This is a genomic window from Agarivorans sp. Alg241-V36 (assembly GCF_900537085.1).
Taxonomy (GTDB): domain Bacteria; phylum Pseudomonadota; class Gammaproteobacteria; order Enterobacterales; family Celerinatantimonadaceae; genus Agarivorans.
On the sequence record NZ_UNRE01000002.1, the window covers coordinates 429,163 to 451,646 of the forward strand.

General features: G+C 43.9%; 21 protein-coding genes and 1 other RNA gene. 14 read left to right on the forward strand and 8 right to left on the reverse strand.

Annotation, left to right across the window (positions count from 1 at the left end; genetic code table 11):
• Positions 1–61: 61 nt before the first annotated feature.
• Both G6R11_RS06415 and G6R11_RS06420 read left to right on the forward strand, forming a co-directional pair.
• On the forward strand, positions 62–1,789 hold the full coding sequence (locus G6R11_RS06415; protein ID WP_163132440.1) for a DEAD/DEAH box helicase: 1,728 nt from the start codon (positions 62–64) through the stop codon (positions 1,787–1,789).
• A 121-nt stretch (positions 1,790–1,910) separates the two neighbouring features.
• Positions 1,911–3,014 carry a hypothetical protein gene (locus G6R11_RS06420; protein WP_163132258.1) on the forward strand — a complete coding sequence of 368 codons (1,104 nt, stop codon included), beginning with the start codon at positions 1,911–1,913 and terminating at the stop codon, positions 3,012–3,014.
• Positions 3,015–3,069: 55 nt separating this feature from the next.
• Here the strand turns inward: G6R11_RS06420 and G6R11_RS06425 are convergent, their stop codons facing one another.
• Positions 3,070–3,687: a phosphoribosyltransferase gene (locus G6R11_RS06425; RefSeq protein WP_163132259.1), complete on the reverse strand. Its 618-nt coding sequence runs from the start codon at positions 3,685–3,687 to the stop codon at positions 3,070–3,072.
• Positions 3,688–3,774: 87 nt separating this feature from the next.
• Between G6R11_RS06425 and G6R11_RS06430 the strand changes: the two genes are divergently transcribed.
• Both G6R11_RS06430 and G6R11_RS06435 read left to right on the forward strand, forming a co-directional pair.
• The gene (locus tag G6R11_RS06430; RefSeq protein WP_163132260.1) at positions 3,775–4,344 is read left to right on the forward strand and encodes a phosphoribosyltransferase; all 570 of its coding nucleotides are present in this window, start codon (positions 3,775–3,777) and stop codon (positions 4,342–4,344) included.
• 166 nt (positions 4,345–4,510) lie between these two features.
• Positions 4,511–5,530 carry an endonuclease/exonuclease/phosphatase family protein gene (locus G6R11_RS06435; protein WP_240352411.1) on the forward strand — a complete coding sequence of 340 codons (1,020 nt, stop codon included), beginning with the start codon at positions 4,511–4,513 and terminating at the stop codon, positions 5,528–5,530.
• Between the two features lie 62 nt (positions 5,531–5,592).
• On the opposite strand, the gene G6R11_RS06440 is transcribed toward G6R11_RS06435, so the two are convergent.
• The gene (locus G6R11_RS06440; RefSeq protein WP_163132261.1) at positions 5,593–7,323 is read right to left on the reverse strand and encodes a sulfotransferase; all 1,731 of its coding nucleotides are present in this window, start codon (positions 7,321–7,323) and stop codon (positions 5,593–5,595) included.
• A 497-nt stretch (positions 7,324–7,820) separates the two neighbouring features.
• Between G6R11_RS06440 and G6R11_RS06445 the strand changes: the two genes are divergently transcribed.
• From G6R11_RS06445 to G6R11_RS06460, 4 genes are all read left to right on the forward strand, one after another.
• A complete protein-coding gene (locus G6R11_RS06445) occupies positions 7,821–8,678 on the forward strand; it encodes a formate/nitrite transporter family protein (RefSeq protein ID WP_163132262.1) in 858 nt (285 codons plus the stop codon).
• Between the two features lie 14 nt (positions 8,679–8,692).
• Positions 8,693–10,414, forward strand: a complete 1,722-nt coding sequence (locus G6R11_RS06450) for a bifunctional protein-serine/threonine kinase/phosphatase (protein WP_163132263.1) — start codon at positions 8,693–8,695, stop codon at positions 10,412–10,414.
• 45 nt (positions 10,415–10,459) lie between these two features.
• A complete protein-coding gene (cynS, locus tag G6R11_RS06455; RefSeq protein ID WP_163132264.1) occupies positions 10,460–10,909 on the forward strand; it encodes a cyanase in 450 nt (149 codons plus the stop codon).
• A 176-nt stretch (positions 10,910–11,085) separates the two neighbouring features.
• Positions 11,086–11,337 (forward strand): DUF2999 family protein, encoded by a 252-nt coding sequence (locus G6R11_RS06460; RefSeq protein WP_163132265.1) that lies wholly within the window; start codon positions 11,086–11,088, stop codon positions 11,335–11,337.
• Between the two features lie 89 nt (positions 11,338–11,426).
• Here the strand turns inward: G6R11_RS06460 and G6R11_RS06465 are convergent, their stop codons facing one another.
• The 3 genes from G6R11_RS06465 to smpB all read right to left on the reverse strand — a co-directional run bounded on the left by G6R11_RS06465 (position 11,427) and on the right by smpB (position 13,616).
• Positions 11,427–12,476 carry a CNNM domain-containing protein gene (locus G6R11_RS06465; protein ID WP_163132266.1) on the reverse strand — a complete coding sequence of 350 codons (1,050 nt, stop codon included), beginning with the start codon at positions 12,474–12,476 and terminating at the stop codon, positions 11,427–11,429.
• Positions 12,477–12,674: 198 nt separating this feature from the next.
• Positions 12,675–13,041, reverse strand: a transfer-messenger RNA (tmRNA) gene (gene ssrA / locus G6R11_RS06470).
• 89 nt (positions 13,042–13,130) lie between these two features.
• Complete coding sequence (gene smpB / locus G6R11_RS06475; RefSeq protein ID WP_016401009.1) at positions 13,131–13,616, reverse strand: SsrA-binding protein SmpB; 486 nt, start codon at positions 13,614–13,616, stop codon at positions 13,131–13,133.
• Positions 13,617–13,717: 101 nt separating this feature from the next.
• On the opposite strand from smpB, the gene G6R11_RS06480 reads away from it, so the two are divergent.
• Together G6R11_RS06480 and G6R11_RS06485 are read left to right on the forward strand one after the other, a co-directional pair.
• On the forward strand, positions 13,718–14,146 hold the full coding sequence (locus G6R11_RS06480) for an SRPBCC family protein (protein WP_163132267.1): 429 nt from the start codon (positions 13,718–13,720) through the stop codon (positions 14,144–14,146).
• Between the two features lie 2 nt (positions 14,147–14,148).
• Entirely contained in the window at positions 14,149–14,493 is a 345-nt protein-coding gene (locus tag G6R11_RS06485; protein WP_163132268.1) for an RnfH family protein, read from the forward strand.
• A 48-nt stretch (positions 14,494–14,541) separates the two neighbouring features.
• Here G6R11_RS06485 and G6R11_RS06490 read toward each other — a convergent pair whose 3' ends face one another.
• From G6R11_RS06490 to G6R11_RS06500, 3 genes are all read right to left on the reverse strand, one after another.
• On the reverse strand, positions 14,542–14,901 hold the full coding sequence (locus tag G6R11_RS06490) for an outer membrane protein assembly factor BamE (protein WP_163132269.1): 360 nt from the start codon (positions 14,899–14,901) through the stop codon (positions 14,542–14,544).
• Positions 14,902–14,977: 76 nt separating this feature from the next.
• Positions 14,978–16,642 carry a DNA repair protein RecN gene (gene recN, locus G6R11_RS06495; protein WP_163132270.1) on the reverse strand — a complete coding sequence of 555 codons (1,665 nt, stop codon included), beginning with the start codon at positions 16,640–16,642 and terminating at the stop codon, positions 14,978–14,980.
• A 147-nt stretch (positions 16,643–16,789) separates the two neighbouring features.
• Positions 16,790–18,004: a glycosyl hydrolase 53 family protein gene (locus tag G6R11_RS06500; RefSeq protein ID WP_163132271.1), complete on the reverse strand. Its 1,215-nt coding sequence runs from the start codon at positions 18,002–18,004 to the stop codon at positions 16,790–16,792.
• Between the two features lie 392 nt (positions 18,005–18,396).
• On the opposite strand from G6R11_RS06500, the gene G6R11_RS06505 reads away from it, so the two are divergent.
• From G6R11_RS06505 to G6R11_RS06520, 4 genes are read left to right on the forward strand one after another with little or no spacing between them, the layout of a single operon-like run.
• A complete protein-coding gene (locus G6R11_RS06505) occupies positions 18,397–19,467 on the forward strand; it encodes an extracellular solute-binding protein (RefSeq protein ID WP_163132272.1) in 1,071 nt (356 codons plus the stop codon).
• 45 nt (positions 19,468–19,512) lie between these two features.
• On the forward strand, positions 19,513–20,628 hold the full coding sequence (locus G6R11_RS06510) for an ABC transporter ATP-binding protein (protein WP_163132273.1): 1,116 nt from the start codon (positions 19,513–19,515) through the stop codon (positions 20,626–20,628).
• Positions 20,618–21,475, forward strand: coding sequence for an ABC transporter permease (locus tag G6R11_RS06515; RefSeq protein ID WP_163132274.1), 858 nt, complete (start codon positions 20,618–20,620; stop codon positions 21,473–21,475). The genes G6R11_RS06510 and G6R11_RS06515 overlap by 11 nt, the downstream gene beginning before the upstream one ends.
• A 9-nt stretch (positions 21,476–21,484) precedes the next feature.
• Positions 21,485–22,339, forward strand: coding sequence for an ABC transporter permease (locus tag G6R11_RS06520; protein ID WP_163132275.1), 855 nt, complete (start codon positions 21,485–21,487; stop codon positions 22,337–22,339).
• Positions 22,340–22,484 lie beyond the last annotated feature (145 nt).

Genomic DNA, 22,484 nt, shown 5'->3' on the forward strand with positions numbered 1-22,484 from the left:
GCCCGAGGCGCAATCATGGCATAATCCTCAAACTCACTCTTTAGTTGGAATTCACTGTTTTATGCTACAACTGCGCGACTACCAACAAGCCTCGGTAGATGCTGTACTTGGCCACTTTCGTAAAAGTGACGACGCAGCGGTATTAGTGCTACCAACCGGCGCGGGTAAAAGCATCGTGATTGCTGAGTTAGCGCGTTTAGCCCGCCACCCCATATTAGTGCTGGCTCATGTGAAAGAGTTGGTCGAGCAAAACCAAAGTAAGTTTAGCGCCTATGGCTTTGAATCTGGCGTATTTGCCGCAGGCCTTGGCTTAAAGCAAACTCAATACCCGGTTACCTTTGCCAGTGTGCAATCGCTTAGTCGCAATTTAGCAGCGTTTTCTGGCTACTATTCTTTATTGGTCATTGATGAATGCCACCGAGTGAGTGACGATACCGACAGCCAATATCAGCAAATTATTCAGCATCTAAAACAGCAAAACCCGCAACTTAAAGTATTAGGTTTAACCGCTACGCCTTATCGGCTAGATAAAGGCTGGATTTATCAGCAGCACTACCATGGCTATGTGCGTGGTAATGCCGAGGCATGGTTTAAAAAGTGCATTTATGAGCTGCCAATGCGCCATCTTATCAGTAAGGGCTATTTAACTAAGCCGCTAGTGGTTGATGCTCCCGCAGCCCGCTATCAATTTGATGAACTCCCTCAGCAATACAGCGAGGCGCAGCTGGACAAGTTTTTAGCTGGCTGCCCTAGAGTGACTCAAGCCATTTGCAAGCAGTTGGTAAAGCTTGCTGAACAGCGCAAGGGCGCAATGGTATTTGCCGCTTCTGTAAATCATGCCAAAGAAGTTGCGCACTATTTGCCCGAAGAGCAAACCGCGGTGATAACTGCTGAAACGCCGCATGCAGAACGAGACAGTTTAATTGAGCGATTTAAGCAACAGCAGCTTAAATTTTTGGTAAATGTATCGGTTCTTACTACGGGTTTTGACGCGCCACACGTAGACTTGATAGCTATACTAAGGCGCACTGCATCGGTAAGTTTATATCAGCAAATAGCTGGGCGTGGCCTACGTTTAAATCAAGGTAAAACCGATTGCTTAATTGTTGATTACGCAGGCAATAATTACGATTTATATCAACCGGAAATTGGCGAAACGAAACCCAATCCTAATAGCACCCTAGTGCAAGTGAATTGCCCGCAATGTGAATTTGCCAATATGTTTTGGGGAATCACCGATAAAGACGGTGACGTTATTGAGCACTACGGGCGGCGCTGCCAAGGTTTAGTTGAAGACCCACTGGACGAAACGAAGCAACAACAATGTAGTTACCGCTATAAATACAAGCAATGCCCACAATGTAATGCCGAAAATGACATTGCTGCTAGGCAGTGCCAAAGCTGTGGCTTTCAGCTAATTGACCCAGACAAACAATTAAAAGATGCGCTGCAGCTAAAAGATCGCAAAGTGCTAAGGTGTAGCGGTATTTCTGCTAGCTGTGAGGGGAATAAACTTAAACTTGTCTATCACGATGAAGATGGCGCAGAACTCAGCGAATCCTTCAATTTTGACTACGCCAAAGCCAAACAGCAATTTAATGCCTTATTTAGTCGTAGAGTCACCGAGCCAACAGCATCAATAAAAGATGCCAAACAAGCCGAAACACTAGTCACTAAGCTGGTGGCTCCCGATTTTGTTATTGCTAAAAAACAAAAACACTACTGGATAATCGAACACCGAATATTTGATTATCAAGGCAATTATAGAAAGGCAAATCAACAGTATTAGCGCTAGATTTTTTAACGAGACTTCTTGTTATTTCTCTTGAAAACAATTATTTACAATATTACCAATAGATAGCTGATGTTTTTATTGATAAGGTTGCTTCTTTTTAATGAAAGGATTCATTGTGAAACGCTATCGTTCAATAAACCCTAAGTTAACTTTGCTGTCTAGTGCTTTATTGTTAGCTGCATGTGCATCTACTCCCGTAGATGAAACACCTAAAGAGCAAACTGCTGTTGTTACCGCCAAAGTTGTATTAAACGGCTTGTATGTTCCAGATTCTCAAGGTGAGCAGGTTGTATATACTCGTGAAGACATGCGTACTATTCATAATCAGTTGAAGCCAGATAGCTTCTATATGAAATGGGCGGGTACTGATTCTAGCGGCATTTTTCGAATGGATAAAAACCTACTTTGGCAACTTGACCATAAAAACAAAACCTACCAAGAATGTGCTCTATCGGGCTGTGTAAGTGGTTATGCTGAGATGCTTGCTAACGCTGACGAGTCAGAAGAAGGTTCAGAAGAGTATGAAAGCTATGAAGATCTTGATTGTAAGGTCGAGCTTACTAAAAATGAATTTGAAGTATTGTCTACTGGTAATAAGCGCCAAATTGGCGGCCAAGCAAGCGAAGAATACAAGGTAAAATGGTCAACAGAGTTTACCGATGAGAAAGGCAAAAAAGATCTAAACTTGCTTCAGTTTGTTTTTTGGACAGCTGATCCTAATGCGGAAATGAAAGAAGCTTGGCGGGTGCATGAAATTGCTACCAATAAGTATCTAGACTCGGTTGGTGAGAATAACCCTTTAGTCCGCCTGTTAGGGCGAGAAGGATTTAAAACCATTAGTGCATTCACCGGTGATACTGAGCAGGCAGACCACTTAGGCTTAAATGCGTTCCAGCAAGAGCTGGCAAAAATCAAAGGCTATCCTTTGTCGATAAAGCTGGAATGGTTTCAAAATATGCAAGCTTGCGCAGACAACAAAAAGAAAGAGAAGCGTGATACCAACATCGACTTTTCTGGTGGATTAGAAGATGCTGCGACCAATTTATTGGGGAATATTGTTAAAAATGCTGCCGATGACATGGTTGAGAAAAAAGTAGATGCTTGGATGAAAGATGCCCGTATACGTTATATCTACGAAGTGAAAACTGTAGAGAATAAGCTAGCACATAACAGCAATTTTGATGTTCCTAACGATTATCAATTATTTGACCGAAACTAAGTTGCGTTAGCATATTAAACAATAAAAGGTTTGTGCTTGGCACAAACCTTTTCAATTACTGCCTAAGTTTATCAGCTAACTCTGGCTTAATTAACGGACTCACAAAGCCCTTGTGTTGCTGTATTTCTTCCAAGCTTAAACCGGTTAACTCATAGGGGAAGACTAGCCATTGATCGGTTTGGTGTAGGCAAAAGTCCGGTTTTAGTGATGTTTGGTTGAACTTAGGTCGTTCCCATAAGGTGGCTATTTTTACTTGGCGCGGCATATTGAGTTTTAACTTGGATTTTAAACGCTTAATCACGGCTTCCACATTGTGGCCACTGCTAAATACGTCATCCACTATCAACAAACTATCGTCAACGTTTAGGTTTTCCAGTAAGTACTGAATACCATGTACTCTTATTGACTCAGGTTCTTGGAGTATTTGATGATAATTGGCCTGCCCTTGGTAGGAGGTGCGTACCGAGATGTGGTCGGTTTTAACGCCTAAGGTTTGCAAACACTCTTGTACGTAAATCCCCACTGCACTGCCACCGCGCCACAGGCCAACGATAAAAGTAGGGCGAAAGCCACTTTCGAAAATATGCACGGCTAAACGAAAAGAATCTTGAATTAAGCTATCTTCATCTAAGTAGTGCTTTTGTAATTGGGCTGTCGGCTGGCTCATTGGCATGAAAAGTGTCCTTGAGTTTACGAGTTCTATAATGATAGTTTTATACTACACCTTTGACCAAAAGGTCAGTTTTAATCGTAGGTAATTATGAGCGACAAACGTTACATCACCGGACAAGAGCTACTAGAAGACTCATTTCGCTTGGCCGAAAAGGTATTAGCGAGTGGCTTTAAACCTAGCTTTATTATTGCTGTGTGGCGTGGCGGTGCACCCATTGGTATCGCGGTTCAAGAGTTTTTGGCTTATCACGGTATTGCTAGCGATAACATTGCCATTCGCACCTCTTCGTACGCAGCAGCAATAGACAATCAAGCAAAGCAGGTTAAGGTATTTGGGCTTAACTATTTAGTGAAGCATGTACAGCAGCATGACCGTTTGCTGATTGTTGATGACGTATTCGATACTGGCCGGTCGATTGAAGCGATTATTAATGAACTAAGCCGCTTAGCCAGATTAAATACCCCCAGCGATATTCGAGTTGCGGTTCCCTATTTTAAGCCAGAGCGCAATAAAACCGACCGAGTGCCAGATTACTACCTGCACGAAACCAAGCAATGGTTAAAGTATCCACATTCACTTGAGGGCTTAAGCCCAGCAGAGATCGCCGAGCATAGACCTGAGCTGTATCAAATTATCAAGGCGCATTTGCCAAAGTAGCGGCTCATTCATAAACGCTAGGTTTTGTTGGTATAAGTTTTAGTCCAACCTCAAAGAGCTTCCTATAACTTTTACCGCAAAACAAAATCATAAATCCGCAATAATAAAATGGCTAAATTGCACCATACTTGCTTAATGAGAGACTACTAATTAAGCGGAGCAAGCCATGGCAGTCAAATTTTCAGTAGCAACAGCCAATACCCTAAACCTCAATCGACCTAGTTTGCCAATGTATCGTAACCGACAAGGTTGGCTGCCAAATGAGTATGACGATAAAGTGCGTTGGCTAGTCAATCAGCTACAAACCATTGGGGCCGATTTGTGGGCATTTCAGGAATTGTGGCATGCCGACGCCTTATTAGATTTGTTTCAAAATGCCGGCTTAGATTCTCAGTATCAGTTACTGGTGCCCGATGGTCATCAAGGTCGGATTACCTGTGCAGCGGCAGTACGGAATGAGTTATTTGAAGGTCCGGCTGAATGGATTAGTCAGTTTCCCGCTAGCTTTAAACTGGCTAGCCAAGGAGATGATGCGCAAACAGGTGCCTTGGATTTAGACATTAATAGCTTCTCTCGGCCAGTGTTGCATTTTCAGATTAAGCCCCATGCCGATGAAGAAAATGTACACGTATATGTGTGTCACTTTAAATCGAAGCGCCCCACACGTATTGATCATGAAGATTGGTTTGATGATGCACAGCATAAACCGCATCGTAATGCCTTGGGTTATGCCATCTCTACTTTACGCCGCACCGCAGAAGCGGTAGCGCTAAGAATGATTTTAACTGAGCAAATGAAACACACCGATACGCCGGTGATTGTATTGGGCGACCTGAATGATGGCCAAGCCAGCAATACCTTAAATATTCTTACTGAGCAGCCACGTTTTTTATTAGACGGAGATGCGCGAGGGGGAGCCGACAACGCCTTGTATTCGGCGGGTACCATGCAGCAGTACCGCAGCCAGCGTGATGTGTACTATACCCACGTGCACAATAACCAGCTTGAATCATTGGACCATATACTACTGAGCGAACAGTTTTATGACAAAAGCCGCGATAGAATTTGGGCCTTCAAAGGCTTAGAGGTATTTAACGATCATTTAAATGATGAGCATTACGAGCAATTAGGCGCAACAGACCACGGTATAATAAAAGCAAACTTTGTTTATAAGCCCTTGGACTAATTGAAGGGAAGGACTTAGGCATACTCCACTATAAACATGCCAAGCCCAAAGTGTTAGTGGGTTTACTCGCTTTGGTAAGCAAACTGCTCAATAAACTCTGCCACCTTTGGAATGTGTGGCTGTAAGAAGGTTTGGTAGTTATGCCATTTGTAGCGTGATTCGGTATAAATAGGCCTAACCACTTGGTTGCTTGACGCAGACATAACTACCTTGCGTTGGGCATGTTTGTCAAAATCTAAATAGCTGTTGTTGGCGGTGATACCTAAGAAATCAAACACCTTGCTGGCCTCTTGCTCTAGGTTCTCGACCAGATCTTCATAACGTACAAAGAGGATGTTTAAGGGCAGCTCCGCTTGGTAGCGCTTAAATAAGGTAAATACTTGTTGGTAGCGCTTAAAACAATCACCTAGTTGGTTAAGCCAAGCTTGTTCTTGGTTATTAGCTGAGTTTTGCTGAAAGTTACTTAAACAGGTATCTATTGGGTGGCGCAAGCAAAATATGATTTTGGCCTTGGGAAATAGCTGCAAAATGAATGGCAAGTCTATGGTGTAGAGTGGAAACTTATCAACAATTAAACTGTTCGCCGACTTCTCCAAATTCAAGCTTTGAACGAAGCTAAAGTATTCTTCACGTAGTTGCTGTAACTCTTCAGCGCTTAGCATCGCTAAGTCTTGTGGATAGCGCTTGTTAAGTTTATTGGTGATGCTTTGAGTTAAGTTATAAATAGAGCGCGTTTCACTTAAAGCCACAACCTCTTGCTGAGTGTCTAATATGTTCTCAAGTAAAGTAGTGCCAGAACGATTAAAGCCCATCATAAACACTGGTTGTTGCTGATTGGGTTCAAACTCAGCTTCATCTTGTTGCTGCTGGATAAACGATAAATCAAGCTTCTGAAATTCTGCCACCTTATCTTTACGTGTTTGTCCTTGGGTACGTTGATGGTTCAAACTGGCCATGGCAGAAAAGTCGCTAAAGGCTGCCGAATAGTTTTTTTGCTTATCAAAGGCTTCTGCTCGCAGTTTAAATGCGGCCTTTTGGCGCATATAGTCGAGGCGGTCAATTAGCTCGTCACTCAGCAATTCTATAACTTGCTCATGTTGGTTATTGCGCGCTTTTAACTCCGCTTGATAAAAGCCAATCCAAGCTTTGTTTACAAAATCAATTTGAGCTTGCTGCAACAATTGCTCGGCTTGTTGGTGCTCACGAATAAACATTAAGGTGTCTATGGAAAATTCTAGCTGCCACTCTTCAACAAACTTACTGTGACTTAGCAGTTCTTCAATTAGACTTAAAATAAGCGTTTTTTGATTTTGCCGCTTAGCACTGGAGATCAGTAATGCTTGAGCGGGTGCAAACTGCCCTGGCCAAGTTTTCATCTTTTCTGCCAAGGTGTTTAAGTCTTGGTAACGATCTTCTTCTAAGTAACATTCTCCAAGGGCTGGTGCTATGTCGGCGTTGTCTGCTTCGCCTGTTAAGGTTAAGCACTGCTCAAAGTGCTCTATTGCCGATGAAAACAAGCCCAATAGCTTTTCAGCCCTAGCCATATTTTTGTAGGTCGCGCTGCGTTGTTGCTGGTTTTCACATAGTGCCAGCAAGCCTTGGTAGCAACTTATGGCGCGTTCTAGTTTCTGCTGTTGGAAAAGCGCAAATGCTTCTAACTCAAGGCTTTTATAATCTTGCTGAGACTTTAACTTATTGATTTTACCAATGGTGGATAAGGCTTGGCTGTATTTGCCTGCTTGTAAGGCCTTTACGGCTTTTTCCATAATGGCGTGGCGCATCTCAGGCTTCATTGGTGCTTCCTATATTTCGAGCATTTACTTGTTTGGCTTTACTCTAAAGCAAAATAACAACTTTTGATGCGCAGTCTATCGCAGTGCTACAAGCTCATGCTGTTTCATGAAAAAGTGTTAGCGAGTGGTTAATTTAGTCATTGGTTTGCCCAAGTTTGGGGAGTTTTTAACCTGGGTTAATACACCACTATTTGCTTGGCTCTTATTGGTGCAATTATCAACATTGCGGTGCAAATCTATTCAAGTAACTGTCTTTGGTTTTCCTATATCGTATTTAAAAAACAGCCTGGAGTTACTGTGTTGTTAGGGTTTTGTGTGTTTTTTGTGGCACTTGGCTTAACAATTGCAATTTCTTGTTTGTCGGTCAGGGACAGACCCAGAAAGCAAGTAAGCAACCTTAAGGTTCTGCTTGTAAAGGTAAAATCACCGAGGGAGACCAAGGTGTGCTGAACCAGACAAAGGTTTTATCTACAACTTAAGCAATATAGGGAAATATTATGTCTTATTTAGCTCCTGCGGAGTTTGTAACTAAAATGGTTGACGCTGGTGAATCTAAAGTATTCATGTCAACACGAGATACACTCATTCGAGCCTTTATGGCAGGCGCCATCTTGGCATTGGCTGCAATTTTTGCCATTACTATGGCAGTAAATACAGGCAACTTCCTAATTGGGGCCATCTTGTTCCCCGTTGGTTTCTGTATGCTCTACTTGATGGGCTTTGACCTACTAACCGGTGTGTTTGTACTGGTGCCTTTGGCCTTGTTAGACAAGCGACCTGGGGTAGATGTTAAAGGTATGCTAAGAAACTGGGGCTTGGTATTTTTAGGTAACTTTGGTGGCGCACTTACAGTTGCCTTTATGATGGCCTTTATTTTCACTTACGGCTTTAACATTGAAGCGGGTGCGGTTGGTGCTAAAGCTGCCGCCATTGGTGAAGCGCGTACCGTAGGTTATGCCGAGCATGGCGTTGCTGGTTGGTTTACTATCTTCATTCGCGGCATGCTGTGTAACTGGATGGTATCAATGGGCGTAGTAGGTGCAATGATTTCTACTAACGTGAGCGGTAAAGTTATCGCGATGTGGATGCCTATCTTCTTGTTCTTCTACATGGGTTTTGAGCACTCAGTAGTTAACATGTTCTTGTTCCCATTTGGTCTAATTATGGGCGGCGACTTCTCAGTTATGGATTACTTCCTATGGAACGAAATTCCAACAGCATTGGGTAACTTAGTGGGTGGTTTAGCCTTTACCGGTTTAACTCTTTACACCACACACGTAAGAACCGCGCCTAAGCGTAAAGTTGCTAAGGCAGCAGTAGAAGCGCCAAGCAAAGCGGCTACAAGCAACGCTTAACTAAAGGATTGTAGATGACGAGCCAGCTGAGTGTATCTATAGGCCAGTGTTCTGATAAAGGTCGTAAAGACATTAATCAAGACAGTTATGGCAGCTATACTCCGCGCGGCTCGCAACTCAATCATAAAGGCTTCGCTGCTGTGATGGCCGATGGCATAAGCAGCAGTGAAGTTAGTCAAATCGCCAGCGAAACCGCAGTAAAAAGCTTTTTAGATGACTACTACTGCACTTCTGAAACTTGGACGGTACAACATGCTGCCGAAAAGGTATTAGGTGCCACCAACTCTTGGCTATACAGCCAATCGCTGCAAAGCCCCTATCACTACGACAAAGACAAAGGATATGTTTGTACCCTTAGTGCCTTAGTGATTAAAGGCAATAAAGCGCATATCTTTCACGTTGGTGATACGCGGGTATACCGCTTAAACCAGGAGGGTTTAGAGCTACTCACTAAAGACCACCGTATGTGGGTGGGCGAAAACAAAAGTTATCTTAGTCGAGCTCTAGGCATTGATGAATACTGTGAGTTTGATTATCACACTCTACCCGTAGCCGCTGGTGATATTTTCCTGCTAGCTACCGATGGAGTTTATGAATTTATAGATGCTGAGCTTATCAACCACACCATCGCTCAGTGTGAGGGTGAGTTAGAAACCGCTGCAAAACAAATTGTTGACCAAGCCTACCAAGCGGGCAGTGATGACAATTTGAGCCTGCAAATTATTCGGGTAGAGCAGTTGGCCGAGCAAAGCTCTCAGCAACTAAAAGAGCAAATAGACAGCTTACCTTTTCCTCCAGAGCTAAGTGCTCGTATGAGCCTTGACGACTACAGCATTGTTCGACAAATTCATGCCAGTAGCCGCAGCCACGTTTTTCTAGCATTAGATCAACAAACTGGTGAGCAAGTCATACTTAAAACGCCATCGGTAGATTTACGAGATGATCCCGACTACTTGGAACGTTTTTATACTGAAGAATGGATCGCCCGCCGAATAAACAGTGCCTATGTATTAAAAGCCAGCCGCAACCCTCGTCAACGAAATTACTTGTATACCGTATTTGAATACATAGAGGGCCAAACCTTAGCCCAATGGATTACCGATAATCCAAAGCCCGAGCTAGCTAAAGTGAGGGAGATTGTTGAGCAAATTGCTAAAGGCTTACGTGCCTTTCATCGCATGGATATGCTGCATCAAGATCTCAAGCCCGACAACATAATGATTGATAGCTCTGGCACCATTAAGATTATTGATTTTGGTTCGGTGTGGGCAGCTGGCCTTGCAGAACAAACTCAAGATATTACTCAACAGCATTTATTGGGTACCGCGCTTTACTCTGCGCCAGAGTTGTTTTTAGGCATTGGCGGTAGCACCCGCGCCGAGCAGTTTTCATTAGCTGTAATTACTTATTACATGCTTAGTGGCCGTTACCCTTATGGCACCAAAGTCGCTGGAGCAAAAAGCCATGCAGCGCAAAAACGTTTGCGTTATCAAACTGTGATAGATAGCGACAGTGAAATTCCCGCTTGGATTGATGACGCGTTAGAGAAAGCACTGCATATCAATCCGCTAAAGCGCTACGACCAAATCACCGAATTCCTCTGTGATTTACGCCAACCCAATAAAGCGTTTTTGAATAAGGCTAGAGCCCCTTTGGTGGAGCGTAATCCGGTAGCTGTATGGCAGGGAATATCTGCAATTTTAGCTGCTATGGTGGTTTACCTACTCATTAACTAAGTACCTAATTGTTTTCGTTTTACAATCAAAGGAAGGAACCAAAAAATGATATCAAGTAGAGAAGAAGTTACTCAACAAATAGTATCAACCAAGGTAAGAAAGGGCATTAAATGGAGCGATGTGGCCAGTGCCATAGGCCTTTCTAAGGAATGGACAACCGCAGCTTGTTTGGGGCAAATGACCTTTGATAAAAGCCAAGCAGAAACCGTAGGCGATATCTTTGAGCTTAGCGATGAAGCGATTGCCTGGCTGCAAATTGTTCCTTATAAAGGATCTTTGCCTACCGCTGTACCAACCGATCCGCTTATTTACCGTTGGTACGAAGTGGTAAATGTATATGGCAGCACCATTAAAGAGCTTATTCACGAAGAGTTTGGTGACGGCATTATGAGCGCGATTGATTTCTCGATGGATATCAAACGCGAGGCCGATCCTAAAGGTGACAGGGTAAACGTAGTGCTGTCTGGGAAGTTCTTACCTTACAAAACCTATTAGCCTGCAGTTATGTATTTACAAAGCCAGCTAGATGCTGGCTTTTTCTATTCCTCGCCAGCAGCAACAAGCCGTTAACTAGGTTAGTTTTTAGCGGCTTATTATTGCGCGGCACTGGTCAAAACCTAGACTTAAGCGCTAAACTGTCGCCCAAATTATTACAGTCTAAAGGTAGTGTGATGAACCCCATTCTTGCGATGCTAAGAGAGAACAATATTAGCGACCAACAATCTAGTGAGCTTTTTGAAGTACTTACGCAAAACCCTCTTGCTGCCATGGCAACCATCAGTCAATTGGGCTTACCCCAAGAACAATTACAATTGTTAATGGGGCAGGTCATGCAAAATCCAAGTTTAATCAAAGAGGCTGTTGAGGAACTCGGTTTAGATTTCTCTAAAGTTGAAGCGGCCAAAGAGCAACTAAAAAAATAACAGGCCCTAGCTAAAGCGACTACCCAGAGCATTAGGTGCAAAGGGCGGTCGTTTTATTTGTTGGTGAGCAAACCAAGCTAACTTAATATCTACCGGCTATATCGTTGTTTCTTCGTGCGTAAACGGCGTAACCACTGAAAACGAGCCAGGCGTTGCATATCTTCTATTGCATCTGTCTCATCAGTAATCTCTTGGCCCAACAGGGTTTCGATAATGTCTTCCATAGTCAGTAAACCTTGCACTTCACCGTACTCGTTTACCACCGCTGCAATTAGTTCCCTGGCTTGTAACAAGCTTTGGTAAGCGTGCCTAACGCTTACGCTGGCTGGCAGCATGAGCAGCTTACGAGAGTATTCACTTACGAGTTTGTCGCCTTGATTATTCGCCGCAGCGCCCAGCACATCTTGTTTATGTACATAAGAGATAAAGTTATCGCGCTCACCTTGGTAAACTGGGAAGCGAGAAAAGGGTTGGCTTAGGTGATCTGCTACAAAGTCGGCTACGCTACTGTCTTGTTCGACACGCTGCACTACCGAACGAGGTGTCATCACCTCAGTCACTTTCAGCTTTTCAAGTTGTAGTAGGTTACGTAGTACCTGCGACTCACCTTGCTCTATCACTCCCTGCTGGTGACCTAATTCGGCCAAGGCGCTAATCTCGTCACGCAGGCTAGAGAAATCTTCTTGGTGTTTACCAATGCGAGCGGTAATGCGGTCACTTAACCAAACAAAGGGGTAAAACAGCTTAATCATTATTGGTAGTAACCAAGAGGCGAAAGGCGCAAGTTGGCGCCAGTAGGTTACGCCTAAGGTTTTAGGAACAATTTCAGATAGCACCAATACCAATACCGTCATAATGGCTGAAGAGATAGCCAGATATTGTGAGCCATAAAGCGCAGCCACTTGTGCACCTACACCTGCAGCACCTGCTGTGTGAGCCACCGTATTTAAGGTAAGAATTGCCGCAAGTGGTTTATCAATGCTCGCTTTTAGTTTAGCAAGGCGCTCGGCCACTTTAGGGTATTGCTGCTGTTGCAGCTGAATATAACTAGGAGAAACGCTAAGCAGCACCGCTTCTAGCACAGAACACAAAAATGAAACAATAATAGCAAGACACAAAAAACTCACTAAAAGAAACACTTAATCCACCATTTTATAAACCCAAATACACTGTTGGGCGTGCAGTAACGTTGCTAGATACTGTACCGTAGTCATCGTTAGTCGCAGTTTATCAACTAATATCAATAAAAGGGCAGCAGAATATTTAGATTTACTTAATTTGGCTGTTGAAAAAGAGGCACAAAAAAAGACACCATTAGGTGTCTTCGTTTGTAGAATTGGTGGAGCTGGCGGGTTTCGAACCCGCGTCCAAAACCATTCTAACCAATGGCGCTACATGCTTAGTTTGTCTTTATTCTCGTTAGCAAGCTGCGAACAAACACGCCACTTACTAACATACCAGAATTCTATTTCGCGGTTCAGCTCTCTAGTCAAAGCATCCCTCGCTATCTTGTTTGGGTTTGAACTTCTATGATTCCCCGTCTTACAAGCGGAAGCTAGGGTAGAAGTGCTCTAGCAGGTTATTAAGCTGCTAGTGCGTAGTTTTCGTCGTTTGCGACTATTTTTTTGCGGCTTTTTACGTGGCAAACCGCCCCACGACATGCTCCACAAGCCTTCCTGATCCTGTCGAATCCAATTCAGCCCCGGAATTTCTCGAACATTCTAACACAAGCATCCTGCATACGGATATACAGGAGGGTTTAAACGCTGTTTATTTGCCCAATTAGCCAAGCATTATCTAAAGCTGTGTTTCATCACGCGATCTTTAGTGCGTTGCCATTCGCGATCTTTCTCGTCTTCGCGTTTGTCTTGGTCTTTCTTACCTTTGGCTAAGCCCACTTCCAGTTTGGCCCAAGAGCCTTTCCAGTATAAAGCTGTTGCAACAATGGTATAACCTTGTCGCTCAACTGCGCCAATAAGCTTATCTAGCTCTCGGCGATTAAGCAGTAGTTTGCGAATACGTGTTGGGTCTGCCACTACGTGAGTAGAGGCTGAAATAAGTGGTTGGATGTTTAAACCAGAAACAAATGCTTCGCCGTCGCGTACGTATACGTAGCTCTCGGCGATGTTCACTTTTCCGGTTCGCATGGATTTAACTTCCCAGCCCTGTAGTTCCATACCCGCTTCAAATTTGTCTTCGATGCGGTACTCATGGCGCGCTTTTTTGTTCAGCGCGATGGTGTTGGAACCAGCTTTTGATTTTGATTTTTTCTTGCTCATGGCGGCTATTATACCGATGCAGCAGGGCTTTAAAACTGATAATGTGCGGATTAGCTCAGCTAATGATAAAATGTGTGCAGATTTGATGAAAGAGTGGGTTCATGCCGCAAGTAAACCGTAGTGCTTTGGTGATGTTTAGCGCCAAACAAATGTACCAATTAGTTAATGACATAAACGCTTACCCTGAGTTTTTACCCGGGTGCGTTAATAGCGAAATATTAGAAGAAACTACTTCTAGCATGGTGGCGGAAGTTGGGGTTGCCAAAGCGGGCATAAAAAATAAGTTTGTGACCGAAAATACCCTTACCGAAGACCAGTCGATAAAAATGACATTGGTGGATGGTCCGTTTAAGTCTTTGTCTGGTGTTTGGCATTTTGTGGCCTTAGATGAGCAAGCTTGTAAGGTGATGCTAGATTTAAACTTTGAATTCAGTAACAAATTAATCGCTGCTGCCTTTGGTCGAGTATTTAATGAATTAGCTGGCAACATGGTGCAAGCCTTTGTTGAGCGGGCGAAGCAGGTATATTAACGGTGTTGAATCAAATTAATGTAGAAGTCGTTTACGGTTTACCGGAACACCAAGTGCTGTTGGCGTTTAAGGTAGACCAAGGCTGCAGCATATTAGACGCTATTCAGCAGTCTGGTATTGTGCAGCACTTTCCGGAAATTGAACCAGAAAATACATCGGTTGGGATATTTAGTCGCGCTGCTAAACTCACTCAAGAATTACGAGATGGTGATAGAGTAGAGATTTACCGCCCATTAATCGCAGACCCTAAAGAGTTGCGAAAAATTCGTGCCGAGCGGGCAAAAGCAGAAGGGCGGGCCAGTAAAGTGACTGGTGGTAGACCCAAAACGAAAAAAGTGGATAGCTAGAAACGAAAAAGCCAGATGACTAATCTGGCTTTTTTAATGTGCTAAAACTTAGCTGGCATCGAGCGGTTGCATAAAGTCTTCACTGACCTCGTAGTCACCTTCGATGAAGGCTAAGTGGTCATTAACGAACTGGATAACTAAATCACGCTTTTCAAAATCCCCATTACCACTTTGGTAACTGTATAAGTAGTACCAACGCTCTTTGTCGAAAGCGTCTATTAACATCGGGGTACCCAGAACAAAACGCACTTGTTCTTTGCTCATGTTAATACGGAGCTGTTCTACTTTGGCATCGTCAATGTAGTTGCCTTGTGGAATATCAATTTTATATACCATCCAGTCGAAGGCAGAACAGCCGCTTAGGCCAAGGCTGGCTAGTAAAACAAAAATTTTGGCAGTAAAACGCATGTGAATCGAAGCTCCTTGTTAAGGCAAGCATGATAACCAAGCCTTGCCATAAAAAGAAGCGTGGAATGCTAAGAATTCAATCTTGTATCAATAATTCTTGTGCGTTTGCTAGCGCAGAGGCAGTAATGGCATCACCGGCAAGCAAGCGAGCCAACTCTTCAAGACGTTGATCTGCATTTAAAGCATGCATGTTGGTGATGGTCTCATTTTTCTTTTGCTGCTTACTTACCAGCATTTGCTGATGGCCGTGTCCGGCCACTTGCGGTAAGTGAGTAACACACAATACTTGGCATTGTTTACCTAACTGGCGCAACATGCCGCCAACCACCGCGGCCGTTGGGCCGCTAATGCCCACGTCAACTTCATCAAAAATCAGGGTTGGGGTTAAGATACTGGCAGAGCATATTACTTGAATGGCTAAACCTATACGCGAGAGCTCACCACCCGATGCGACTTTTTCAATGGCCTGCATGGGTTGGCCGGGGTTGGTGCGCACCAGCAGTTCAATTCGATCAATGCCGTTGGCGTTGGTGAATTGCTCATCGCTTTGCAAAGCAAACTCACATTGAGCTTTGGCCATGCTTAGTTTGTGAATTTCTTTGGTAATTTGTTTGCTTAAGCTATTGGCCGCTCGCTCGCGACTTTTAGACAACTTGTTCGCTTTAGCGAGATAAAGTTGCCAAGCTTTATCAATATCTTCAGCTAGGTGTTCAAAGCGGGCTGTTTGTTGGCTTAATTGCTCTAGTTGATTCTGTAAGCTTTGATGCAAGTCCGGCAGTTGCTCTGGGTTGGTTTGGTGTTTTCTGGCAAGCTCTAGCGCTTGACTTAAACGCTCTTCTAGCTCAGCAAAGAGCTCGGGGTCGTAATCCAACTGTTCGCTGTAAGAGTCCAATTGTTGAGTGGCTTCTTCTACTTGAATTTGCGCTTCGTGTAAGAGGTTATTTATTGCATCTAGTTTAGGATCTAACTCAAGCAATTGACTGGTGGTTTTACATGCTTGCCCCAGCATATCCAATACATTTACATGCTCGTCGTGACCGAGTAACTGGGTAAGTTGATAGCTAGATTGCTGTAGCTCGGTACTATGAGACAAACATTGGTGCTGCTGCTCAATACTTTGATATTCACCCGGTTGCAGGGCGAACGCATCTAACTCTTTAACTTGATATTCAAGTAACTGACGTTGCGCGGCCAACTCATTTTGCTGTTGCTCTGCTAGATCTTTCTCATTACATAAGCTTTTCCAAGCTTGATAGGCCTGTTTAACATCTTTGATAAGCTGAGGGTGAGCTGCATATTGATCAACAATGCTTAACTGCTGACTTGGCTTTAATAATAGTTGATGAGCGTGCTGGCCATGAATGCTAACCAGGTATTGGCCTAGGCTCTTTAGCTGCGCTGCAGGTACTGCAGTACCATTAATATAGGCTTTTGAGCGGCCTTCTTTGGTCACCACTCGACGCAGAATACACTCATCATCACTTAGCAGCTCATTTTGTTGCAGCCAAAGCTGGGCACCTTGATTATTGCTTAAATCAAATTGAGCACTAATTTCGGCTTTATCTGCCCCTTGTCTAACTACCGAGGCTTCGGCACGGTTGCCTAAACATAGGCCTAAGGCATCAATGGCAATAGATTTACCGGCACCGGTTTCGCCAGTGATGGTGGTCATCCCTTGGTGTAAGTCGAGTTCAAGAAACCGAACAATCGCAAAATTTTGTACGCTTAATTGAGTGAGCATGTCCCTACCTGAATATTTATACAGTAACTGTATAAATATATAGCTCCATTTGTGAACTTGCAAGCATCAATGCTTAAATGTTGTTCTGTATTAGCGTTGAAGAGATATTGCTCATGACTATTTTTCTTCTAATTGATTTTTGACCGCTTACTCTTGCTGTTTAAATACCTCTAACGAGGGCAAGGCATTGCCTGCAAAATCAAATAAGGCTTGGTTTTCCCAGGAGTTCCCAAGTCCCCATTGTTCGCCGCTGTACTCCAGTCCAGCGTTAGTAGACCACGTTGCTCCTTGAATAGGTAGCCAAGCAGGCTCCCAGTAGTAGATGCCTAAGCCCATGTTATTTGGAAGTTCATTTATTAGCGACATTATGTCTACTAGAAATTGTGCTTGTCCATTTACACTCACTGGATAGCCTTCTATGGGATCAGAGCCCGAATAACTATTGGCCAGTGAGTCGCCATTTTCATCAGTGAATGGGAAGGCTGTTTCCACAAGTAAAACCGGCTTGTTATAACGAGTGATTAAATCTTCCATGTTGGCTTTTACTTGCTCTATTGGGCCATGCCACCATGGGTAGTAAGACATGCCGATTATGTTGAAGTCGACACCTTGGGCGCTTATTTCATCAAACCACCAACGAAATGTTTGATTGTTACCTGCTTCTGCTAGGTGCAGGATGATTTTAATATCTTTGTCGCTGTTGTTGTCATGTACAGCTTGAATTCCCGCATTGAGTAGTTGTGATAAGCGCTCAAACTCTTTGCCATCTTGTCCCCAGCTTTTTCCATCTGGCCAGAGCATGCCTCCATTTAGCTCGTTGCCGATTTGCACCATATCTGGTACTACGCCTGCGGCTTGGTGGGCTTGCATTACTTGGGCGGTATAGTCGTATACTTGCTGTCTTAGATTATCAAAGGTAAGCGTTTCCCAGCCTTGCGGCTTAGTTTGTTTTTTGGGGTCAGCCCAAAAGTCGCTGTAGTGGATATCCAGCAGGAATGACATACCGTTTTGCTGGGCTCGTTTACCTAGTTCAATGGAGCGTGCAAGGTCATTGTTTCCTCCACCAAATGGTTCACCGTTACTAGCGTTAGGATTAAGCCATAACCTGGCACGAATAGAATTTACCCCAGTGTTTTTTAGTATGGTAACGAGGTCTTGCTCAAGGTTGTTTTGGTAGTACTTTCCACCTAGGGCTTCAATCTCAGGCAGCATCGAGATATCCATTCCACGAATAAAGTCATCTCTAAGCTCTGGAGCGGTAATGCTGGCATTGTTATCACTGCTGGTGGATTGCTTCGCCGACTGGCAGCCAACAACAATAAACACCATCAAAAGTAGCGCTGTCTTTATTCTCGAGTTCATTGTTTATCTCGCTGTATAGCCATTTATTGGGCGCTTACCTTGGGGATTTGTGCTCTGTTTTACAACCAAGTATGCAAAAAACAGAGTTTTGTTTGTAATAGTTGTATTGGAGCGGTTTAACATCCATTTAGCTAGCGCTTTTAAGCCAGATTGCGAGCTGGAAAAGGCTTTTCACAAAAACTGTTTGTTAGGTCTAGGACGCTATTAAATTTACCTTAATTTGCTGTGGTTAATTTTTTCTTTCAAGTTCTTTGCTGTTTAAAAATTTAGCGACTACGCTTTTGCTTGTCACATTAGTGTCATTAAATTGGTGCATGTTTATCAAACAGTTGTTGTAAATAAGCCGCTTTTGTCGGTAAACCATTTAACCGTAAAACTACATGGAAGAGATTATGTTGAATAAACGTTTATCACTAAGTGCGTTAGCACTTAGCATGGGCGCAATGGTAAGTGCGCAGGCCAATGCTGAAACTTTACGTTTGCTTACTTGGGGTGGCTATGCACCGCAGGAAGTTATCGAGATGTTCGAGAAGGAAACCGGCATTGAAGTAAAGGTGACTAAGTCAAATAACGAAGACATGATCTCTAAACTTCGCGCAACGGGCGGCTCGGGTTTTGATTTAGCCCAACCTAGCCAAGACCGTATCACCGGTGTTCAGCAACAGTTTGGCATTTACCAGCCTATTGATTTAGCGCGTATTGAACAGCAACAAATTATCACCTCAATGTTAGACGCAACTAAAAAGAATACCGCCGTAGGCGAGCAAGTATTTGGCGTTCCTCATGTTTGGGGAACCAGTGGTTTAGTAGTGAATGGCGAAATGGCAAAAGATGTGGCCGATTACACCGACCTATGTCAAAAGCAGTACCAGGGTAAAATCTCTTACCGCTTAAAGCGTCCAACCTTGATTGGTTTTGCCTTTGCCTTGGGTGAAGACCCATTTGCCGCCTACGCAGATCCCGTTAAGTACCAAGAAATACTGAACAAAGTAGAAAAGACTTTGGTTGAGTGTAAGCCTCTAGTGAAAACCTACTGGTCTGGCGGTGACGAGTTAATGAACTTGATGCGCTCAAATGAAGTAGTTGCTGCGATGGCTTGGGATGCCGGCGGGTGGAAGCTAAACCGCGATCAGCAAAACATTCAGTTTGTTGCACCTAAGTCTGGTGCCCTAGGTTGGATTGATACCTTCGCAATTCCTAAAAAATCAAAAGCAGTAGATGCTGCCTACAAGTGGATTAACTTTGTTATGCGTCCAGAAGTTGCGGCCAAAATCACCGAGGCTGCGGGTAACTTCACCGCTTCTAAAGGTTCAGACGCTTACGTAAACGAATTGGCCAAGTCTCAGTTTAATGCCAGCTTTAGTAGCGACGACATCGACAATATTAAGTGGTACCCCGCTGTTCCTGCTGGTTTAGAAGCAATGGAAGGCAAAGTATTGGATCGCGTACAAGCGGCCAACTAGTTTTATTGGGGCGCTTGCGCCCCTCTGCTTTTACTTGGAAGTACTATGGCGGCAAACGCTAAATATGATCTTGAATGTAAACACCTCTCGAAGCATTTCTCAGAATTTACAGCAGTAGATAAGCTTAACTTCTCAGTTGAAGCAGGCTCGTTTTTCTCTATTTTGGGGCCTTCTGGCTGCGGTAAAACCACCTTATTAAGAATGTTGGCAGGCTTTGAGTCACCCAGTGAAGGGGAGATTCAAATTCATCAAAAGCGGGTTAATGAACTGGCGCCAAATAAGCGCCCAGTGAATATGGTGTTTCAGCATCTGGCTCTATTCCCCAATATGAATGTGGCTGAAAACATTGCCTATGGCCTAAAACGTCGTGGCGTTAAAGCTAACGATCGACAGCATAAGATTAAAGATGTTTTAGAGCGAGTGGGCTTAGATGGCAGCCAAGACAAGCAAATTACTCAGCTATCGGGTGGCCAAAAGCAACGCATTGCGATTGCTCGTAGTTTGGTACTGGAGCCGCGCTTGTTATTGCTTGATGAACCGCTTGGTGCCTTAGATCTCAAGCTGCGAGAAAAAATGAAGGTCGAGCTTAAGCACTTGCAGCGCGAGTTTGGCACTACGTTCATCTATATCACCCACGATCAATCTGAAGCCTTAGTGATGTCTGACAAAGTCGCAGTGATGAACAATGGCCGCTTTGAACAAGTGGCCAGCCCGCAGCAGCTTTATTATCAACCAGATACCGCTTTTGTGGCTAAATTTGTTGGCCAAACCAATGCGCATTCAGCGGTGGTGTGTGAACAGCGCCAAGGGGTTGCTTTACTTAAAACCGCTCGAGGTCGTCATCTAATAGTGGCTACCAGTATTGATCAAGCAGAGAAGTCGCTGGTGGATGTGTTTGTTAGGCCGGAAGCCATTGGCATTTGTGAAGCAGGAAGGGAAGTTAAAGCCGATAACCAGTTTGATGTAGAAGTGGAAGAGTGCTTGTTTGATGGCGCAAGTTCCACCTTAGTGGTGAGAGATACGCATCATCAAGACAGTTATCGCGTAGCGCCTGGAGCCAGCTTTTCTTTGCAGCACATAGTACCAGGCAGTAAGTTACGGATATTTTGGGATGCTAAACAAGCCATTTGTATCAACCAAGAGGTGAAGGGTGAAAGCTAAAGGATTAGGGTTTTACCTATTACTGCTTCCTTTTGTGCTGTGGTTTGTATTGCTTATTGTATTACCGCACCTGCAGATGCTTGAGCTGTCTTTTATCAAGCGAGATTACGCGGCAGGAGACAGTGTAGGTTGGTACCAATACCAACAGTTTATTGGTGAGCCGCTTTATTGGCGCACCTTGCTGCGTACGGTGTGGATGTCTTTGTTAGCCACGTTTATCACCTTATTGGTAAGTTTTCCGGTGGCCTTCTTCATTGCCAAAGTTGCAAAGGGCAAAGCCAAACGCTTGTTATTGCTAAGCTGTTTGTTGCCTTTTTGGGTGAGTGAATTAGTGAGAACTTATGGCTGGATGATTTTATTGCGCGAATCAGGAGTAATTAGCCAAGGTTTAATGGCCTTGGGTTTAACCGAGCAACCGATTGAGTTTTTGTATAACGATGTAAGCATGTTGGTGGGCTTGGTGTATACCTCAATGCTGTTTATGGTGGTGCCGCTGGTAAGTACGTTAGAGGGCTTAGATCAAAGCTTAATCGAGGCGGGCTATGACTTAGGTGGCAACGGTTGGAACGTAACCACGTCAATCATTGTTCCTTATGCTATGCCGGGCATTGTGTCGGGCTGCATTATGGTTTTTATGCTGTGTTTAGGAAACTACCTAACGCCGCGCCTGTTAGGAGGAAAAGACAGCCTGTGGTTTACCGAGCAAATTTTCACCCAGTTTATTACCCGTTTTAATTGGGAACTCGGTGCCGCCTTTGGGGTGATTTTATTAGTGGTTTCATCGCTAGTGGTGGCTCTGGGCTTAAAATTAAGTGGCCAGTCTTTCAGCCGCACTTTAGGTCGCTAGGAGAGCCTTATGTTGCATCAATTACGTGGGCCGGCCAAATCACTTTATCAATTTTATATGGTGGGCTTTTTAGTCTTTTTAGCACTGCCGTTAAGCATAGTAGCGGTATTTGCTTTTAACGATAGTTTGTTTGCTGCCTTGCCTTGGCAGGGCTTCACCTTTGATTGGTTTATTGGCCAAACCGAACCTAAGTTGGGCATTCTTTACGATGATGGTTTGTTGTCTAGTATTGGTGTGAGCGCTGCGATTGCCTGTTTTGTTACGCTATTTTCCCTGCTACTTGCCACTGCTAATGCTTGGCTGTTCATTCGTTTCGATTTTCCCGGAAAGAACTGGTTATACATTGGTTTATTATTGCCATTGGTGATCCCTGGGGTGATTTTAGGGGTGGCCATCTTAGTGGCTAGTAGTAGTTTGGCCAATAGCATCGAGAATAGTTTTGCCTGGGAGCTTGAATGGCTAAGACCTGGCTTTGTATTAGTGGTGATTGGTCAGGTGGCATTTATTACCACGATTGCCACTTTAGTAGTGCTTGCGCGCCTGCGAAAGTTTGATTTCAGCTTAGAAGAGGCTGCACTAAATCTAGGCGCAAACGCTTGGGTAGCCTTTTTTACCGTGGTATTGCCTTTTCTTAGTCCAGCACTTATTGGCGCAGCTGTGGTGAGTTTTTTAATGTCTTTTGAGAACTTTAATACCACCTTAATGCTGGTTGGCTCCGATGCGCCGCTTACTATTGCCATGTATGACCGCCTGCGAGAAGGCTCTACTCCGGTACTCAACGCTGTGTCTCTGCTATTGATGCTCGGTTCTGCGCTGATCGCTTTGTTGTCTATGTTATTTGATGGTGAAAAAAAATCTGGTTAATGTGCTTAGTGTTTCAAAAGTAATGATTTTTTGTTTCATTTAAGTCTTGTTAGCTAGTGAATTAGCTTATTACTAAGGGCTTTCACTATTACTTATCGCTATTGCATATTTGCCATGTTATAACCAAGAGCTCACTGTTGTAGTA

Coding starts and splice junctions, on each gene's coding strand:
- G6R11_RS06415 (WP_163132440.1), top strand. CDS start 62: ATGCTACAACTGCGCGACTACCAACAAGCCTCGGTAGATGCTGTACTT.
- G6R11_RS06425 (WP_163132259.1), bottom strand. CDS start 3,687: ATGCCAATGAGCCAGCCGACAGCCCAATTACAAAAGCACTACTTAGAT.
- G6R11_RS06430 (WP_163132260.1), top strand. CDS start 3,775: ATGAGCGACAAACGTTACATCACCGGACAAGAGCTACTAGAAGACTCA.
- G6R11_RS06435 (WP_240352411.1), top strand. CDS start 4,511: ATGGCAGTCAAATTTTCAGTAGCAACAGCCAATACCCTAAACCTCAAT.
- G6R11_RS06440 (WP_163132261.1), bottom strand. CDS start 7,323: ATGAAGCCTGAGATGCGCCACGCCATTATGGAAAAAGCCGTAAAGGCC.
- G6R11_RS06445 (WP_163132262.1), top strand. CDS start 7,821: ATGTCTTATTTAGCTCCTGCGGAGTTTGTAACTAAAATGGTTGACGCT.
- G6R11_RS06450 (WP_163132263.1), top strand. CDS start 8,693: ATGACGAGCCAGCTGAGTGTATCTATAGGCCAGTGTTCTGATAAAGGT.
- cynS (WP_163132264.1), top strand. CDS start 10,460: ATGATATCAAGTAGAGAAGAAGTTACTCAACAAATAGTATCAACCAAG.
- G6R11_RS06460 (WP_163132265.1), top strand. CDS start 11,086: ATGAACCCCATTCTTGCGATGCTAAGAGAGAACAATATTAGCGACCAA.
- smpB (WP_016401009.1), bottom strand. CDS start 13,616: ATGAGCAAGAAAAAATCAAAATCAAAAGCTGGTTCCAACACCATCGCG.
- G6R11_RS06480 (WP_163132267.1), top strand. CDS start 13,718: ATGCCGCAAGTAAACCGTAGTGCTTTGGTGATGTTTAGCGCCAAACAA.
- G6R11_RS06490 (WP_163132269.1), bottom strand. CDS start 14,901: ATGCGTTTTACTGCCAAAATTTTTGTTTTACTAGCCAGCCTTGGCCTA.
- recN (WP_163132270.1), bottom strand. CDS start 16,642: ATGCTCACTCAATTAAGCGTACAAAATTTTGCGATTGTTCGGTTTCTT.
- G6R11_RS06500 (WP_163132271.1), bottom strand. CDS start 18,004: ATGAACTCGAGAATAAAGACAGCGCTACTTTTGATGGTGTTTATTGTT.
- G6R11_RS06505 (WP_163132272.1), top strand. CDS start 18,397: ATGTTGAATAAACGTTTATCACTAAGTGCGTTAGCACTTAGCATGGGC.
- G6R11_RS06510 (WP_163132273.1), top strand. CDS start 19,513: ATGGCGGCAAACGCTAAATATGATCTTGAATGTAAACACCTCTCGAAG.
- G6R11_RS06520 (WP_163132275.1), top strand. CDS start 21,485: ATGTTGCATCAATTACGTGGGCCGGCCAAATCACTTTATCAATTTTAT.